The organism is Azospirillaceae bacterium (assembly GCA_028283825.1).
GTDB lineage: Bacteria > Pseudomonadota > Alphaproteobacteria > Azospirillales > Azospirillaceae > Nitrospirillum.
Map to the genome: position 1 here is coordinate 13,496 of JAPWJW010000005.1, position 17,157 is coordinate 30,652.

Below are 17,157 nucleotides of genomic sequence, written 5' to 3' on the forward strand. Positions count from 1 at the left end.
GCGCCCAATGCTTTCTTATTTCGCGGCATCGGCCACCTTCTCCGTCGTGTTGGCCAGCCGCACGGCGTCGCCGGTCCGCAGGGATTCCGGCGGGTTGTCGATCACGGTCTCATCGGCGCCCAGGCCGGCCGTGACCTCAATCACCTTGCCCTGGTCGTGGCCCAGGGTGACGGGGCGCAGTTCCGCCTTGCCGTCGGCGCCCAGCACCGCCACCTGCATGCCGTGCTCCCCGAACAGCAGGGCGCTGGGCGGCAGGGTCACGGTCTTGCTCTCCCCTTGCAAGGGGAAGTCCGCCTGGGCATAGGCGCCGGGCTTCAGGGCGCGGTCGTCGTTGGCGATCTGCAATTCCACCAGCAAGGTGCCCGAGGCCGGGTCGATGGCCTGGGCCGTGCGGGTCAGTTTGGCGGTGAAGGCGCGGCCGGGATATTCCGGCAGGCTCATCTTCACCGCCATGCCTTCCTTCAGGCCGGCGGAGCTTTGCTGCGGCACCCGGACATAGGCGCGGATGCGGCTGACGTCGGCCACGGTGAACAGGGGCTGGGCGGCGGCGTTGCCGGCGTTCACCAGCGCGCCGATCTGCACCGACCGGCTGGTGACCACGCCGTCGAACGGGGCGACCAGCAGCTTGAAGCCGGCCAGCGCCTCCAGCCGCAGCACCTGCGCCTTGGCGGCGTTGGTGACGGCGGTCTTGGCGGCCAGATCGCCCAGCTTCTCATCCGTTTCCTGCTTGGACACGGCATCCTTGGCCAGCATGCCGCTCCACCGCTTGGCGGTGCTGTCGGCCAGGTTCTGGTTGGCCAGTGCTGTCTGCAGGTCGGCCTTGGCCGCCGCCAGCTGCTGGTCGATTTCCGGCGCGTCCAGCAGGGCCAGGGTCTGGCCGGCCTTGACGTTGTCGCCGATGTCCACCAGCCAGCGCTGCACATACCCCTGGGTGCGGGCGTAGATGGGCGCGCTGTTCAGGGCCTGCAAGGCGGCGGGCAGGGTCAGGACGCCGCCCGACTTGATGGGCGACGGCTTGATGGTCGCCACCGCCGGCACCGCCTGTTCCGCCGTCCAGGTGGCCAGCTTGTGTTCGTCCTGCCTGCGGCCGACGATACCCGTGCCCACCGCCGCCAGGGCGCCGACGGCCACGACGGCGCCGACCAGCTTCAGCCGGCTGTTGCCGCGATCAGACATGTGCTTCCTCCATACGATCGGCGGCCCGCGGCGCGCCGGCCTTGCGCCGATGGGCAAGGCTGAAGATGACAGGGACGAAAATCAGGGTGGCCAGGGTGGCGACGCTCAGGCCGCCGATGACGGCCCGGCCCAGGGGGGCGTTCTGCTCGCCGCCGTCGCCCAGGCCCAGGGACATGGGCACCATGCCGATGATCATGGCCAGGGCGGTCATCAGCACGGGGCGGAAGCGGGTCATGCCGGCCTCCATCGCCGCCGCCGTGGCGTCGCCCAGTTCCGCCAGCCGTTCGCGGGCGAAACTGACCACCAGGATGGAATTGGCGGTGGCCACGCCCATGCACATGATGGCGCCGGTCAAGGCCGGGACCGACAGGGTGGTGTGGGTCAGGAACAGCATCCACACGATGCCGGCCAGGCCGCCCGGCAGGGCGGTGATGATGACGAACGGGTCCAGCCAGCTTTGGAAGTTCACCACGATCAGCAGGTAGATCAGCACGATGGCGCCGATCAGGCCGAAGATCAGGCCGGAGAAGGCGGTCTGCATGGTGACGTACTGGCCGCGCAGCTGCACCGTGCTGCCGCGCGGCACGTTGGCCTTCACATCGTCCAGCACCTTGTTGATGTCGGACGCCACGGCGCCCAGGTCCCGGCCGTTGGTGTTGGCGTAGATGTCGATGGCCGGCGCGATGTTGTAATGGGTGACGACGGCCGCGGCGTGGGTGCGCACGATGCTGCCCAGGCCGCCCAGGATTTGCGAGTTGCTGTTGTCGGCACCGGTGACCGGGATGTTGGACAGGTCGTCGACCGAGCCGATCTGCCGTTCCGGCGTCTGCGCCACCACGGGGTATGAGACGCCGTTCTGCGGGTTCAGGTAGAACACCGGGGCGGTCTGCGCCGTGCCGGCCAGGGAACCGGCGACGGCCGAGGTCACGTCCCGTTCCGTCAGGCCGTACTGGCCGATGCGGCTGCGGTCGATGTTCACGTCCAGCTGGGGGTACCGCGACGATTGCTGGATGCGGGCGTCGGCCACGCCGGGGATGTGGGTCAGGCGGCGCAGGATCTCATTGGCCAGGACCTCGTTGCCGGCGGCGTTGTTGCCCTGGATCAGGATGTCGATCGGGGCGGGGGCGCCGAAGTTCAGGATCTGGCCGGTGATGTCGGCCGGCATGAAGGCGAACTGGGTGCCGGGGAAGGACTTGGGCAGCTCTTCCCGCAGCTTCTGGACGTATTCCGCCGTGGGCGCGTGGCCTTCCTTCAGCTGGATCAGGATGTCGCCGTCCTGGGGACCGACGGTGCCGGACGTGCCGTAGATGGTGTTGATGCCGCTGTTGGGCAGGCCGATGTTGTCGACGATGGACGCCAGGTCGCTTTCCGGGATCAGCTGGCGGATGCGCCGGGTGACACGGTCGAACTGCGCCGACGTTTCCTCGATGCGCATGCCCACGGGCGCGCGGACATGCATGGACATGGCGCCCGCGTCCACGGTGGGGAAGAAGTTGCGGCCCAGGAAGGGGATCAACAGGAAGGACAGGCAGACCAGGCACAGGAAGGTCAGCACGAAGGGCTTGGGCACCGACAGCGCCTTTTCCAGGATGCGGCCGTAGCCGGCGCGGAACGCCTCGAACCGCCGCTCGAACCCTTGCTGGAAGCGGACCAGCGGGTTGCGCGACCGCCGGGGGGCGGCGTGACCATGGCCCTCATGGTCTTCCTCCGGGACGTGCGGCTTCAGGATGAACAGCACCATGGTGGGCACGACCGTCTGCGACAGCACGAAGGACGCGATCATGGCGAACACCACCGCCAGCGCCAGCGGCACGAACAGGAAGCCCGCGACACCCGGCAGGAAGAACATCGGCACGAAGACGATGCAGATGCACAACAGCGAGACGAAGGCCGGGGTCACGATCTCCTTCGCACCGTCCAGGATGGCCTGGCGCACGGCCTTGCCCATCTCCAGGTGGCGGTTGATGTTCTCGATCGCCACGGTGGCGTCGTCCACCAGGATGCCGACGGCCAGCGACAGGCCGCCCAGGGTCATGATGTTCAGTGTGTTGCCGGTGAACGACAGCCCGATGATGGCCGACAGCACGGCCAGCGGGATGGACACGGCGATGACCAGCGTCGACCGCCATGAGCCCAGGAACAGCAGGATCATGAGCGAGGTCAGGGCGGCGGCGATGCCGCCTTCGGTCACGACACCCTTGATGGCGGCCTTCACGAACACCGACTGGTCGCCGATGGGCACCACCTTCAGGGTGTCGGGCAGGACCTGCTGGATGTGGGGCAGGGTGTCCTTGATGCCCTGGACGATGGACAGGGTGCTGGTGGCGCCGCTTTTCAACACGGTCATCAGCACCGACCGGCCGCCGTTCACATGCACCACGTTGGTCTGCGGGGCGTTGCCGTCACGCACATGGGCCACGTCGCGCATGTAGATGGTGGCGCCGTTCACCACCTTGATGGGGATGTCGTTCAGGTCGGTGGCGGCACCGGGCGCGTTGTTCAGGTGGACGGTGTACTGGTAGGCGCCGATCTTGGCGAAGCCGGCGGGCGTGATCTGGGTCTGGGACGCCAGCGCGTTGCCCACGTCCTGCGCGGACAGGCCCTTGGACTGCAGGGCTTCGGGATCCACGTCCACCTGGATCTGGCGCACGCTGCCGCCCGAGGCGTAGGGGATGGCCGCACCCGGCACCATGACCAGGGGCGGGCGCGCCTGGTTCTGCGCCAGGTCGAAGATCTGGCCTTCCGACAGGCCCTTGCCCGACAGCGCCAGCTGAATGATGGGCACGGTGGCGGCGCTGTAGTTCAAGATCAGCGGCGGGGTGGTGCCCGGCGGCAGCTGGCGCAGGATCGTCTGGGAAATCGACGTCACCTGGGCCGTCGCCATCGGGATGTTCACGCCCGGCTGGAAGAAGATCTTGATGATGCCGATGCCCTGCATCGACTGGCTTTCGATATGCTCGATATCGTTGACCGTGGTGGTCAGCGCGCGTTCGAACGGCGTCACCATGCGGCCGGCCATGTCATCCGGCGACAGGCCGGTGTAGTTCCAGGCCACGGCGATCACCGGCACGCGGATGTCCGGGAAAATGTCCACCGGCGTCCGGATGGCCGACAGCACGCCGACGATCAGGATCAGGATGGCCATGACGATGAACGTCAGCGGGCGCGCGAGCGCGGTGCGGACTAATGCGATCAAGTCAACGGACTCCGGCAATAGAACTTCAGCGACGACGAAAAATACGCAAGGCGACGCCCCGCCGGGACGATGACGTTCCGCGGAGATTGGCCCGCCTGATTATAGGCGACGGCCGATTATCTTATTAGGCGGCGGAAACCGCACGAACCCATCTGTCCCATTCATGAATGGAACCAGGGTCGGATCCAGACCGTTATGACCCCGATGCCCGCCGGCCCGGTAGTCGGCAGATCGTCTCATGCCCCCCTGTCCCATCGGTGGGGTTAATATCACAACTGCCCGTATCGTTAGTACCCGAATTGTTACGCGCGCGTACGACCGTCCCGTCGCGCGGGCCTGGGTTGCTTACATTCCTTGCCGGGTTTTCCGGAGGGCTCCTTCAGGCCTAACCCACTCTGACAAAAGGCAGAGTCATGGATATGAGGAAAGATAGATCCGCCGTCTCCCGCCGGGGCGTGCTGGTCGGAAGCGCCGCCTCCGCCGCGGTGACGGCCGTGCCGGCGTCGGCAAATCCGCAGGCTGGAATCTTTGGCGGGGCCCCGGGTCCGGTCCTGGATCCGGTGATGGCCCGGGTGTTGCTGACCGTGAACGGCGGGGCCCGGGACATGACGGTGGATACCCGCACCACCTTGCTGGACGCGCTGCGCGAACACCTGCGCCTGACCGGCACCAAGAAGGGCTGCGACCATGGCCAATGCGGCGCCTGCACCGTGCTGGTGAACGGCCGGCGCATCAATTCCTGCCTGACCCTGGCGGTGATGCACGGGGGCGACCAGGTCACCACCATCGAAGGGTTGGGCACGCCGGACCGGCTGCACCCCTTGCAGGCGGCGTTCGTGAAGCACGACGGTTATCAGTGCGGCTATTGCACGCCGGGGCAGATCTGTTCCGCCGTCGCCGTGCTGGATGAGGTCAAGGCCGGCATCCCCAGCCACGTGACGGACGATTTGACGCAGCCGCCCGCCCTGACCGCGCCGGAGATCCGCGAACGGATGAGCGGCAACATCTGCCGCTGCGGCGCCTACGCCAACATCCTGGCCGCCATCGGCGAGGTGGGGGGAGGAAACGCATGAGGCCCTTCACCTATCAACGCGTCCGCACCCCGGCCGAGGCCGCCGCCGCGGCACAGGTCCCCGGCGTCCGCTTCATCGCCGGCGGCACCAACCTGCTGGACCTGATGAAGCTGGAGATCGAGACGCCCACCCACCTGGTCGATGTCAACGGCCTGGCGCTGGACACGATGGAGGCGACGCCGGAGGGCGGCTTGCGCATCGGCGCCCTGGTGCGCAACACCGACCTGGCTGCCGACGCCCGCGTGCGGCGCGACTATGCCGTGCTGTCGCGGGCCCTGGTGGCCGGCGCCTCGGGCCAGTTGCGCAACAAGGCGACCACCGCCGGCAACCTGCTGCAACGCACCCGCTGCCCCTATTTCTACGACACCAACCAGCCCTGCAACAAACGGCGGCCGGGCAGCGGCTGTGCCGCCCTGGGCGGGTTCAGCCGGCCGCACGCGGTGGTGGGCGTGAGTGAGGCCTGCATCGCCGTCCACCCCAGCGACATGGCGGTGGCGATGCGGCTGCTGGACGCGACGGTGGAAACGGTCAGGCCCGACGGCACCACCCACCGCATCCCCCTTAACGATTTCCACCGCCTGCCGGGCCGCACGCCGGAGGTGGAAACGGCGCTGTCGCCGGGCGAACTGGTCACCGCCGTGACCCTGCCCCCGCCCCTGGGCGGCCGGCACCTGTACCGCAAGGTGCGCGACCGCGCCTCCTACGCCTTCGCCCTGGTGTCGGTGGCGGCGGTGGTGCAACCGGACGGCACCGGCCGCGTGGCCCTGGGCGGCGTGGCGCCGAAGCCCTGGCGGGTGGAGGCGGCGGAGGCGGAGATGCCGCACGGCGCCAAGGCCGTGACCGGCCGCCTGCTGGCGGGTGCCCGGCCGACGGCGGAAAACGCCTTCAAGCTGCCCCTGGTGGAACGCACGCTGCACGCCGTGCTGGAAGAGGCGAGGGCCTGACCCATGAAGTTCGACCAACCCGCCACCGCCCCCAACCCCATCGACCGGCAGAAGGTCATCGGCCATGCCACCGACCGGGTGGAGGGTCCGCTGAAGACGACCGGCACGGCCCCTTACGCCTATGAGCGGCACGACGTGGTGGCCAACCAGGCCTATGGCTTCGTCCTGGGGGCGGCCATCGCCAAGGGCTGGATCAGTTCCATCGACCTTGGCCGGGCGCGGACGGCGCCGGGCGTGCTGGCCATCGTCACCGCCGACAATGCCGGCCCCCTGGGCAAGGGCGAATGGAACATCGCCAAGCTGCTGGCCGGGCCGGAGGTCCAGCACTATCACCAGGCGGTGGCCGTGGTGGTGGCGGAGACCTTCGAACAGGCGCGCACCGCCGCCGGCCTGGTCCAGGTGCGCTATGTGAAGGACAAGGGCGCCTTCGACCTGGCCGCCGCCCGGGCGGAAAAGTCGGACGGCGGCTTGCCCCAGGCGCAGAAGGACGATCCGCATTTCGGCGACTTCGAAGGCGCCTATGCCAGCGCCGCTGTGAAGCTGGACGCGACATACACCACGCCGGGCCAGGCCCACGCCATGATGGAACCGCACGCCACCATCGCCGCGTGGGACGGCGACCGGCTGACGCTGTGGACGTCCAACCAGATGATAGACTGGGGCCGCACCGACGTGGCCGAGACGCTGCAGATGCCGAAGGAGAGCATCCGCCTCAGCTCGCCCTATATCGGCGGCGGTTTCGGCGGCAAGCTGTTCGTGCGCGCCGACGCCGTGCTGGCCGCACTGGGCGCGCGGGCGGCAGGCCGGCCGGTGAAGGTGGCGCTGACCCGGCCGCAGATGTTCAACAACACCACCCATCGCGGCGCCACCATCCAGCGCATCTGCATCGGTGCTGACAAGGATGGCCACATCACCGCCCTGGCGCATGAGGGCTGGTCCGGCAACCTGGAGCACGGCAAGCCGGAGAACGTGGTGCTGTCGTCGCGCCCGCTGTATGCCGGCGCCAACCGCCTGGCCGCGACCCGCCTGGCCACCCTGGATTTGCCGGAGGCCAATGCCATGCGGGCGCCGGGCGATGCCCCCGGTTCCATGGCGGTGGAGGTGGCGATGGATGAGATGGCGGAAAAGCTGGGCCTGGACCCCATCGAGTTCCGCGTCCTGAACGACACCCAGGTCAATCCGGAAACGCCGGACCACGCCTTCTCGCAGCGTCACCTGGTGGAATGCCTGCGCCAGGGGGCGGAGCGGTTCGGCTGGGGCGACCGCAAGCCGGCGCCGGGCCGGGTGCGCGACGGGCGCTGGCTGGTGGGGATGGGTGTCGGGGCGGCCTACCGCGCCAGCCCCTTGATGAAGTCCGGCGCCCGCGTGCGGCTGGACGGGCGGGGCATGGTGACGGTCGAGACCGACATGACCGACATCGGCACCGGCAGCTACACCATCATCGCGCAGACGGCGGCGGAGATGATGGGCCTGCCGCTGGAGCGGGTGGTGGTGCGGCTGGGCGATTCCACCTTCCCCGTTTCCGCCGGTTCCGGCGGGCAGTTCGGCGCCATCAGTTCCACCGCCGGCGTCTATGCCGCGTGCGTGAAGCTGCGGGAGGCGGTGGCGGCCAAGCTGGGCTTCAACGTGGCCGAGGTGGATTTCGCCGACGGCCGGGTGCGCACCGAAGGTCATACCCGTCCCCTGGCCGATGCCGCCCGTGATGGTGAACTGGTGGGCGAGGACACCATGGAATACGGCGACTTCCGCAAGCAGTTGCAGCAGGCCAGCTTCGGCGCCCATTTCGTGGAGGTGGGGGTGGACGCCGACACGGCCGAAATCCGCCTGCGCCGCATGCTGGCCGTTTGTTCCTGCGGCCGCATCCTGAACCCGAAGGCGGCGCGTAGCCAGATGATCGGCGCCATGACCATGGGCGCCGGGGCGGCGCTGATGGAGGAACTGGTGGTGGACACCCGCCACGGCTTTTTCGTCAACCACGACCTGGCGGGGTATGAGGTGCCGGTCCATGCCGACATCCCGCATCAGGAAGTGGTCTTCCTGGAGGAGGTCGACCCCACCATGTCGCCCATGAAGGGGCGCGGCGTGGGCGAACTGGGCATCTGCGGCGTGGCGGCGGCCATCGCCAACGCCGTGCACAACGCCACCGGCGTGCGGGTGCGCGACTATCCCATCACCCTGGACAAGCTGATCGGCCGCATGCCGGCGGTGTGACACCGCCGGCAGCGACGGGAAAGGTGATCAGGCGGCCGGCTTGGTCCATTCGTTGCCGTGCATGAAACCGTCCAGCGGCGTGTGCACGATGTGGTTGGTGTAGTTGCTCATCACCTTGGTGGCGACGCCCAGCACCACCTCCAGCACGTTGCGGCGGGTGTAGCCGGCATTGATGAAGGCGTCGACGGCGGCGTCATCCACCCAGCCCCGGTTGCGCACCACCAGGGTGGTGAAGGCGTGCAGGGCCTCCAGCCGCTGATCCGGCAGGGGGGTGCCGGCACGCAGGGCCTCGATCACCGCCGGGTCCATTTTCTGCATCTTGGCCAGCGTGGTGTGCCCGGCCATGCAGTAGTGGCACTCATTCTCGAAATTGGAGGTCAAATAGACCACCTGCTGTTCGTGCGGCGTCAGGGTGGACTTGGAAAACAGGTCCCACAGCGAGCTGTAGCCGGCCAGCAATTCCGGGCTTTCCGCCATGTGGGCCTGCAGGTTGGGCACGAAACCGAAGGCGCCCTTCACCCCCTGCAGGGTCGGGCGGGCGGCCTCGGGGGCGGTCTCGATGGTGTAGGCGGTGAACGTGGTCATTTTCAGCTCCGTTGGTTGGTTCGTGTGCAACTCACGGGGCAGAAGGTAGCGGCGGGGCCGGGGGCGTCGTAGCCGGGGCGGTCGACTAACGCTTATTCCTGACAAGAATGGCCAGGGCGTACAGGCGGTGGCCCCTATTCCTGAAGCGCCTGTTCCACGAAGGCGGCGAATTCGCGCGCCTTGGCGCTTGCCAGGCGGCCGGTGGGGAACACCGCCCACAAATCCAGCGGCGGCAGGCTCCAGTCGGCCAGCACCTTGACCACGGCGCCGCTGGCCAGTTCCGGCGCGAACATCCAGTCCGACGCGATGGTCAGGCCCATGCCGGCCAGCACGGCGGCGCGTACGCCCTCCGCCGCACTCACCCGCACCCGGCCGTGCACGGCCACCGACACCTGCGCCCCGCCGCGCTGGAAGGACCAGGCGTTGGACAATTGGCTATGGACCACGGCCTCATGCCCCGCCAGGTCGGCCGGCACCTGGGGATGGCCGGCGCGCGCCAGGTAGCCGGGTGTGGCCACCACCGACCGGCCGCCGCTGGCCAGCCGGCGTGCCGTGGCGGCACTGTCGGGCAGCGCGCCCATGCGCAGGGAGACGTCCACCCCCTCGGCGATCAGGTCGATGGTCCGGTCGTCCAGGATCACGTCCATCTCCAGATCCGGATGCCGGGCCAGGAAATCCGGCAGGCGGGGGATGATGTGCAGGCGGGCGAAGGTGGTGGCCGCCGACACCCGCAGCCGGCCGGACAGGCCGCCGCCGGCACCCCGCGCCTCCAGTTCCGCCTCCTCCGCCTCCTCCACCGCGCGGCGGGCGCGCTCATAGAAACGCAGGCCCGCCTCCGTCGGGCTCAGCCCGTGGGTGGAGCGCAATAGCAGGCTGACCTGCAAGCGGTCCTCCAGCTGCGCGATGGTCTTGGACACCGCCGGCTGACCCACGTTCAGCTGCCGGGCGGCGGCGGAAAAGGAGCCGGTGTCCACCACCCGCACGAAGGTGGCCATCGCCTGGAAACGGTCCATGTCGGCTGTCCTCTCTCATTCCTATTGGGAATGAATATTATCGCTCCAGCCCACCTGCCATGTCGAGAAGCGACCAGCCATTCTCCGCTCACCACCCCGGAATGAACCGGGGCGCGTCACGCCGGGGGCCGACGATGCTTCGCATGCTGCTGATCGACGGTCTCGTGGCCTTCCAGACCACCGGCCGCGCCACGCCCGCCCTGCTGATGCTGGCCGGATGGGTGCTGCGCCCCTTCAAGGATGCTTTTGATGATCGACGTCTACGCCTTCGCCACGCCCAATAGCGTGAAGGTTCCCATCGCGCTGGAGGAACTGGGCCTGGCCTACACCCTGCACGCCGTCAACGTTCGCCAGGGGGAGCAGAAGGATGCGGGCTTCGTCGCCCTCAACCCCAGCGCCAAGGTGCCGGTGCTGGTGGACACCGACGCCGCTGGCCGGCGCCTCATCCAGACGGAATCCGCCGCCATCCTGGTTTACCTGGCGGAGAAGACGGGCCGGTTGCTGCCCACCACCCTCGCTGGCCGGGCACGGGTGTTCGAACAGCTGTTCTTCCATGCCTCCGCCCTGGGCCCGGCCTTCGGACAGGCGGGTTTCTTCCAACGCCAGGCGGCGGAACCGCAGCCCCTGGCCATCCAACGCTTCGCCACCGAGGCCCGCCGCACCCTGGCCGTGCTGGACGGTGTGCTGGCCGACCGGCCCTTCGTGGCCGGCGACACCTACACCATCGCCGACATCGCGCATTTCGGCTGGCTGTGGCGGCGGGAGTTCGCCGGCGTGAGCCTGGATGACGCCCCCAACGTGGCCCGCTGGTACGAGACCGTCGCCGCCCGGCCGGCGGTGCAGTGCGGCGTCGACCGCGTCAACGCCCTGGTCCCCGCCTGATCCCCCCGAAAAATCCCAAGGAGACAAGCCATGACCCTTCAAGCCCAACTGGACGCCTTCAAGGCCGATTTCGAAGCGGGCAAGCCGCCCTACAGCGTGCCGCGGTCGGTGATCGACACCATGCACCGCGCCACCGCCGAACTGATCGCGTCGGGTGCCGCCACCCGCGCCCTGAAGGCTGGCGACCAGGCACCACCCTTCACCCTGAACGATCCGGAGGGGCAACCCGTCTCGTCCGCCGACCTGCTGGCCCGGGGGCCGCTGGTGGTCAGCTTCTATCGCGGCGTCTGGTGCCCCTATTGCAATATGGAGCTTCAGGCCTTGCAGGCGGCGTTGCCGGCCTTCCGGGCGCTGGGCGCCAGCCTGGTGGCCCTCTCGCCCCAGACGCCGGTCAACAGCCGCAAGTCGGTGCGCCAGAACGCGTTGGACTTCCCCATCCTGTCCGACGCCCACAACGCGGTGGCCGCGTCCTTCGGCCTGCGCTTCGCCCTGCCGGATTACCTGGTGGATTTGTACAAGGGGCTGAAGAACGACCTGCCGGCCTTCAACGGCGACCCCAGCTGGACCCTGCCCATGCCGGCCCGCTACGTCATCGGTCCGGACGGCACCATCCTCTATGCCGAGGTCAACCCCGACTACACCCGCCGGCCGGAGCCGGAGGACATGCTGCCGGCGCTGCGCGCCATTTGTTAGAAGCCCTCAGGCGCCGGGCGTGGCCATCCGGCCACTTGGGCTTCCTCGGCTTCCAGTCCACTCCGTTCCCCGGAAACCTGCGGCGGCCGCGGTCGCGGCCTACAGCGGCATGAGGCTTACACCTCATGCCGCTGGTGTCTTACTCCAGCCGCAGCTTCTCCACGTCCTTGGCCGTCAGGTTCGACGCCTGGGCGCCGAAGCGGCCGGTGACGTAGTTGGCGACGGCCGCCACTTCCGCGTCGGAATAGGCGGCGGCGAAGCTGGGCATGTAGGGATGGCCGGCCTTTTGCGCGCCGGACCCCTTCAGGATCATCAGGGCCACGTTGGCCGCACTGGGGTCGTTGACCGCCCGCTTGGCCGTCAATTGCGCCTCCGCCGAGGTGGCGCCCGCCCCGCTCCAGGCGTGGCAACTGGCGCAGGCACCCTCGAACATGCGCTTGCCGTCGATGTTGCCGGCGACAATGGCGGCGTCGTGTCCCTTCGGGGCGGGGCCGGCGGGGGCGGGCAGGTCGGTGTGCACCGCCGGCACGGTTTGCAGATAGGTGCGGATGGCCGTGATGTCCGACGCCGTGAGTTTTGAGAAACTCAAGGTCACCGCCTCGCGCATGGGGCCGGAGGCCACACTCTTGCCCTTGGCGTGGCCGTGGGCCAGATAGGCCTCGATCTCCGCCGCCGACCAGGTGCCGATGCCACTGGTCTGGTCCGGGGTGATGTTATAGGCGTTCCACCCTTCGGCCTGGCCGCCGGCCAGCTTGTGCCGGGTGTCCATGGCCTGGGCCAGGGTGCGCGGCGTGTGGCATTCGCCGCAATGGGCCGCCCCCTCCACCAGATAGGCGCCCCGGTTCCATTCCGGGCTGCGCTCCGCCACCGGCTCGAACCGGTGGTCGGGATTGTACAGCGCCCCCCAGAAGGCCATCAGCCAGCGCTGGTTATAGGGAAAGCCGAAGGTGTCGGGCCGGTTGGCCCGCTTCACCGGCGGCAATGAGGCCAGATAGGCCTTGATGGCCAGCAAATCGTCGTCGGTCATCAGGGTGTATGAGGCGTAGGGCAAGGCGGGGTAGAGATGCCGTCCGCCCGGTCCCACGCCGTCGCGCAGGGTCTTCAGGAAGTCCGCGTCGCTCCACCGGCCGATGCCGGTGTCCGGATCGGACGTGATGTTGGGCGTGTACAGGGTGCCGAAGGGCAGCTTGAACGCCCGGCCGCCGGCATAGGGTGTGCCGCCCTCCACCGTGTGGCAGGCCTGGCAGTCGGCCGCCGCCGTCAGATAGGCGCCGCGCTCCAGCAGGCTGGCGTTGGCCAACTCCGCCGGCACGCCGGTGGGCGAGGGGCCCTTGTAGGCCGACAGCGGCACCGTCTTGCCGGCGAAAGCCATCTGGCCGGGCAGGAAAACCATGGGGATGATCACGACGGCGGCCGCCACGGCGACGACCCCGACGACGGCCAGTGCTGCCCATTTGTAGGTCTTGCGCATCACGTCCGCACCCCCTTGGCCAGGCGTTTGGGATCGATGGGCATGCGTGTCAGCTGCACGCCGGTGGCGGCGTAGATGGCGTTGGCGACGGCAGGCTGCACCGTCGTGGTGCCGGGCTCGCCGATGCCGCCCGGCGCCTCGGCGGTGGGCATCAGGTGCACCTCGACCGCCGGCATCTCATCGATGCGCACCACGCGGTAGTCGTGGAAATTGCTCTGCTGCACCCGGCCTTTCTCGAACGTGATCTGGCCGTGCAGGGCCGCCGACAGGCCGAACACCAGCCCACCCTGGATTTGCGAGATGACGCCATCCGGGTTGACCGGCATGCCGCAATCCACGGCGGTGACCAGGCGGCGCACCGTCACCCGGCCGTCGTCCGCCACCGCCACCTCCGCGATGGTGGAAAGATAACTGCCGAACACGGTTTGCAGGCAGATGCCCCGGCCGACGCGCTGGCCCGCCGCTGTTGGCAGGGGCGTGCCCCAGCCGGCTTGCGCCGCCGCCTTGTTCAACACCGCCAGTGCCCGTGGGTTGGCGCCCAGCAGGCCACGGCGATACTCCAGCGGGTCGGTCTTGGTCTCAAACGCCAGCCGGTCGATGAAGCTTTCCACCGTGAAGACATTGTAGTTGGGGCCCACGCCGCGCCAGAAGCAGGTGGGCACCCCCTGCGGCTCATGCCGCACATACTCGACATGGAAGCCGCCGACGGCGTAGGGCTGTTCGCTGGCGCCGTCGATGGCGTCGATGTCGATGCCGCCGGTGAAGGCCGGCGGCAGCCAGCGGGCGATGATGCTGGGCCCCACCACCTTGTGATGCCAGGCCACCGGCTTGCCGTTCTCCAGCTTGGCGGAAATCCAGGTGCCGTAGGTGGAGCGGTACATCGCCGTCCGGATGTCCTCCTCCCGCGTCCACACCACCTTGACCGGGCTGTCCACCTTGGCGGCGATGCGGACGGCCTTGTCCACCATGTCCACCTCCAGCCGGCGGCCGAAGCCGCCGCCGATCAGGTGGTTGTGGACGGTCACCTGTTCCGGCTTCAGGCCGGATGCCTGCGCCGCCGCGGCTTGCGCCTTGGTCATCACCTGGGTCCCGATCCATACCTCGCAGGCGTCGGGGCGCACATGTACCGTGCAGTTCATCGGTTCCATCGGCGCGTGCGTCAGGAAGGGCAGCTCATACATGGCGCTGATCACGCCGGGCTGGCCCGGCTGGACGTCCGGCCCCTCGTTTTTCACCGCCACACCCTGCTGCTTGGCGGCCTCATACAGCGCGGCGCGCAAGCTGTCGGTGGAGATGTCGGCGTTGGCCCCCTCGTCCCAGGTGATGGCCAGTTTCTCCAGCCCCTTCTTGGCGGCCCACATGTGGTCGGCCACCACGGCCACCAGATCCTCCAGCACCACCACCTGGCGCACGCCGGCCACGGCGCGGGCGGCGGCGTCATCCACCGCCTTCACCTTGCCGCCGGGCACGGGGCAGCTGACCAGGGTGGCGAACTTCACGCCGGGCGGCAGGGCGTCGATGCCGTACTTGACGCTGCCGTTGCCCTTGCCCTCGATATCCAGCCGGGTCTGGACCTTGCCCAGCAGGCGGAAGGCCTTCGGGTCCTTCAGCGGCGGCTTGGCCGGTGGGGTCAGGTGCGACGCGGCGGCGGCCAGCTCGCCATAGGTCAGGGTGCGGTTGCTGGCCGTGTGCAGGACGGCGCCGTCGCGCGTCTCACAGGTGGACGGGTCCACCTGCCAGCGCTTGGCCGCCGCCTCCACCAGCATGGCGCGGGCGGCGGCACCCGCCTTGCGCATGGGCGTCCAATAGGCGCGGACGGAGGTGGAGCCGCCGGTCGCCTGGATGCCGAACAGGGGGTTGCCGTACAGGGCGTCGCTGGCCGGTGCCGCCTCCAGCCGGATGGACGCCAGCGGCAGGTCCAGCTCCTCCGCGATCATCATGCTGATGGCGGTGTAGATGCCCTGGCCCATCTCCACCTGGGGCATGATCAGGGTGACGGCGCCGTCGCCGGCGATGCGGATGAAGGCGTCGGGCGCGAACGCGGCGCCCGCATCCTCACGCGCCACCGCCAGGCGGCCCAGGGGCAGGTCCACCGCCAGCAGCAGGCCGCCATAGGCCAGGCCGCGCAGCAGGTCGCGCCGTGACGCGCCGGTCGGGGGGGAGTGCTTGTCCATGATGCGGCCCCCCTCAGGTCAACGCCGCGGCGTGCTTCACGCCTTCGCGGATGCGGACATAGGTGCCGCAGCGGCAGATGTTGCCCGCCAATGCGGCGTCGATGTCGGCGTCGCTGGGCGTGGGTGTCTGGGCCAGCAAGGCGGCGGCGGCCATCACCTGGCCGGACTGGCAATAGCCGCACTGCGCCACCTGCAATTCCATCCAGGCCTTCTGCACCTTGGCGCCGGCGGGGGTGGCGCCGATGCCCTCGATGGTGGTGATCGCCATGTCGCCGACATCGCCCACCGCCAGTTGGCAGGACCGCACCGGCGTGCCGTCCAAATGCACGGTGCAGGCGCCGCACTGGGCGATGCCGCAGCCGAACTTGGTGCCGGTCATGCCCAGGACGTCGCGCAACACCCACAGCACGGGCGTGTCCTCTTCAACGTCCACGTCGTGCTGGGTGCCGTTGATGGAAAGTTTGAACATGGGTAGTTCCCCGTTTTTGGGCGGCCGGTGGCGAACACGGGCACCTTGCGGGGCGCCGATTGTGTCGCAGCCTTAACTGTTGCCCGATACGGGGTTGTATTGGAACCATCACGCGGTATGGGTTCGGGCACCCCGAGGGTTAGTTCCAAAAGTGGAAGTGACAGACATTGGGACGTAACCACTTGGAATGAAAGGGTTTATGATCTCATTTGGCCCGGTCCGTTGCGCCCGCCGCAACGACACCGGGAAGGGTGTTGTCTCCCATTCCCGGTGCGCATGGCCCGTCAGTCCTTCGACAGGGCGCGTTCCACCGACATCTGGGTCGGCATCATGTTGAGGTTGGCGTTGTGCATCACCCACAGCGACCCGATGACGATGGTGGCGATCAGCAGCACCGTCAGGGCGCCGATGACGGTGTAGTTGCGCTGTTCCGGCGCCAGGCCCAGGTGCAGGAACACCACCAGCTGCAACAGCAGCTGCACCACCGCCAGGCCGGCGATGGTGCCCATGATCTTCTCCGGCGGCAGCACGCCGCCCATGACCGCGCCGAACGACAGGCCTGTCAGGACCAGGCAGGCGATGAAACCCACCAGATAGGATTTGAAGGTGCCGTGCGCGGCGCTTGGTTTCGCGTGAACGGTCGCGGACATCACAGAACCCCCCGCAGGTAGACGAAGGTGAAGACGCAAATCCAGATCAGGTCCAGGAAATGCCAGAACAGGCTGAGGCAGGACAGGCGGCGGCGCACGATGCCGTCCAGCCCGAACCGGGCGGTCTGGTGCATCATCACCGCCAGCCACACCAGGCCGGCGGTGACGTGCAGGCCGTGGGTGCCCACCAGGGTGAAATAGGCGGACAGGAAGGCGCTGCGGCCCGGCCCGGCGTTCTCCGCGATCAGGTGCGCGAACTCATGCACCTCCATGGCGATGAAGCCGGCGCCGACCAGGAAGGTCACGGCCAGCCAGGCGATGACCTGGTGCCGCCGGCCGGCATGCATGTTCAGCATGCCTAAGCCGAAGGTGAAGCTGCTGACCAGCAGCAGCACCGTCTCCCCGGCGACATAGGGCAGGTCGAACAACTGCTTGCCCGTGGGGGCGTCGGCCACGTTGCCGGCCAGGACGCCGAAGGTGGCGAACAGGCAGGCGAAGATGAGGCAGTCGCTCATCAGGTACAGCCAGAAGCCCAGCACCGTCTTGGTGCCGTCATCATGGCCGTGATCGGCATGTGCCGCCGCCTCAAGGGCGGTTTGGGGGGCGAGGGCGGTGCTCAT

15 protein-coding genes are annotated in these 17,157 nt (G+C 68.6%); 6 read left to right on the forward strand and 9 right to left on the reverse strand.

What is annotated here, in order from left to right; translation table 11 throughout:
* Window positions 1–15: 15 nt before the first annotated feature.
* Window positions 16–1,176: an efflux RND transporter periplasmic adaptor subunit gene (locus PW843_26980; GenBank protein ID MDE1150210.1), complete on the reverse strand. Its 1,161-nt coding sequence runs from the start codon at window positions 1,174–1,176 to the stop codon at window positions 16–18.
* Window positions 1,169–4,372 (reverse strand): efflux RND transporter permease subunit, encoded by a 3,204-nt coding sequence (locus PW843_26985; protein MDE1150211.1) that lies wholly within the window; start codon window positions 4,370–4,372, stop codon window positions 1,169–1,171. The genes PW843_26980 and PW843_26985 overlap by 8 nt, the downstream gene beginning before the upstream one ends.
* A gap of 419 nt (window positions 4,373–4,791) precedes the next feature.
* Between PW843_26985 and paoA the strand changes: the two genes are divergently transcribed.
* From paoA to PW843_27000, 3 genes are read left to right on the forward strand one after another with little or no spacing between them, the layout of a single operon-like run.
* A complete protein-coding gene (gene paoA, locus PW843_26990; GenBank protein MDE1150212.1) occupies window positions 4,792–5,445 on the forward strand; it encodes an aldehyde dehydrogenase iron-sulfur subunit in 654 nt (217 codons plus the stop codon).
* Window positions 5,442–6,389 carry a xanthine dehydrogenase family protein subunit M gene (locus PW843_26995; protein ID MDE1150213.1) on the forward strand — a complete coding sequence of 316 codons (948 nt, stop codon included), beginning with the start codon at window positions 5,442–5,444 and terminating at the stop codon, window positions 6,387–6,389. Before paoA ends, PW843_26995 begins: the two co-directional genes overlap by 4 nt.
* A 3-nt stretch (window positions 6,390–6,392) precedes the next feature.
* Window positions 6,393–8,600, forward strand: a complete 2,208-nt coding sequence (locus PW843_27000; protein MDE1150214.1) for a xanthine dehydrogenase family protein molybdopterin-binding subunit — start codon at window positions 6,393–6,395, stop codon at window positions 8,598–8,600.
* 27 nt (window positions 8,601–8,627) lie between these two features.
* Here PW843_27000 and PW843_27005 read toward each other — a convergent pair whose 3' ends face one another.
* Window positions 8,628–9,185, reverse strand: coding sequence for a carboxymuconolactone decarboxylase family protein (locus tag PW843_27005; protein MDE1150215.1), 558 nt, complete (start codon window positions 9,183–9,185; stop codon window positions 8,628–8,630).
* Window positions 9,186–9,319: 134 nt separating this feature from the next.
* The gene (locus PW843_27010; protein ID MDE1150216.1) at window positions 9,320–10,198 is read right to left on the reverse strand and encodes a LysR family transcriptional regulator; all 879 of its coding nucleotides are present in this window, start codon (window positions 10,196–10,198) and stop codon (window positions 9,320–9,322) included.
* Between the two features lie 143 nt (window positions 10,199–10,341).
* Here PW843_27010 and PW843_27015 point away from each other — a divergent pair, with 143 nt between their 5' ends.
* From PW843_27015 to PW843_27025, 3 genes are read left to right on the forward strand one after another with little or no spacing between them, the layout of a single operon-like run.
* The gene (locus PW843_27015; GenBank protein MDE1150217.1) at window positions 10,342–10,482 is read left to right on the forward strand and encodes a hypothetical protein; all 141 of its coding nucleotides are present in this window, start codon (window positions 10,342–10,344) and stop codon (window positions 10,480–10,482) included.
* Entirely contained in the window at window positions 10,448–11,080 is a 633-nt protein-coding gene (locus PW843_27020; protein ID MDE1150218.1) for a glutathione binding-like protein, read from the forward strand. Before PW843_27015 ends, PW843_27020 begins: the two co-directional genes overlap by 35 nt.
* A 30-nt stretch (window positions 11,081–11,110) precedes the next feature.
* Window positions 11,111–11,773, forward strand: coding sequence for a peroxiredoxin-like family protein (locus PW843_27025; protein ID MDE1150219.1), 663 nt, complete (start codon window positions 11,111–11,113; stop codon window positions 11,771–11,773).
* Between the two features lie 139 nt (window positions 11,774–11,912).
* Here PW843_27025 and PW843_27030 read toward each other — a convergent pair whose 3' ends face one another.
* From PW843_27030 to cyoC, 5 genes are all read right to left on the reverse strand, one after another.
* On the reverse strand, window positions 11,913–13,244 hold the full coding sequence (locus PW843_27030) for a cytochrome c (GenBank protein ID MDE1150220.1): 1,332 nt from the start codon (window positions 13,242–13,244) through the stop codon (window positions 11,913–11,915).
* Window positions 13,244–15,418: a xanthine dehydrogenase family protein molybdopterin-binding subunit gene (locus tag PW843_27035; protein MDE1150221.1), complete on the reverse strand. Its 2,175-nt coding sequence runs from the start codon at window positions 15,416–15,418 to the stop codon at window positions 13,244–13,246. Before PW843_27035 ends, PW843_27030 begins: the two co-directional genes overlap by 1 nt.
* A 13-nt stretch (window positions 15,419–15,431) precedes the next feature.
* Window positions 15,432–15,887, reverse strand: coding sequence for a (2Fe-2S)-binding protein (locus tag PW843_27040; GenBank protein MDE1150222.1), 456 nt, complete (start codon window positions 15,885–15,887; stop codon window positions 15,432–15,434).
* Between the two features lie 284 nt (window positions 15,888–16,171).
* A complete protein-coding gene (cyoD, locus tag PW843_27045; protein MDE1150223.1) occupies window positions 16,172–16,537 on the reverse strand; it encodes a cytochrome o ubiquinol oxidase subunit IV in 366 nt (121 codons plus the stop codon).
* Window positions 16,537–17,157, reverse strand: a complete 621-nt coding sequence (gene cyoC / locus PW843_27050) for a cytochrome o ubiquinol oxidase subunit III (GenBank protein MDE1150224.1) — start codon at window positions 17,155–17,157, stop codon at window positions 16,537–16,539. The genes cyoD and cyoC overlap by 1 nt, the downstream gene beginning before the upstream one ends.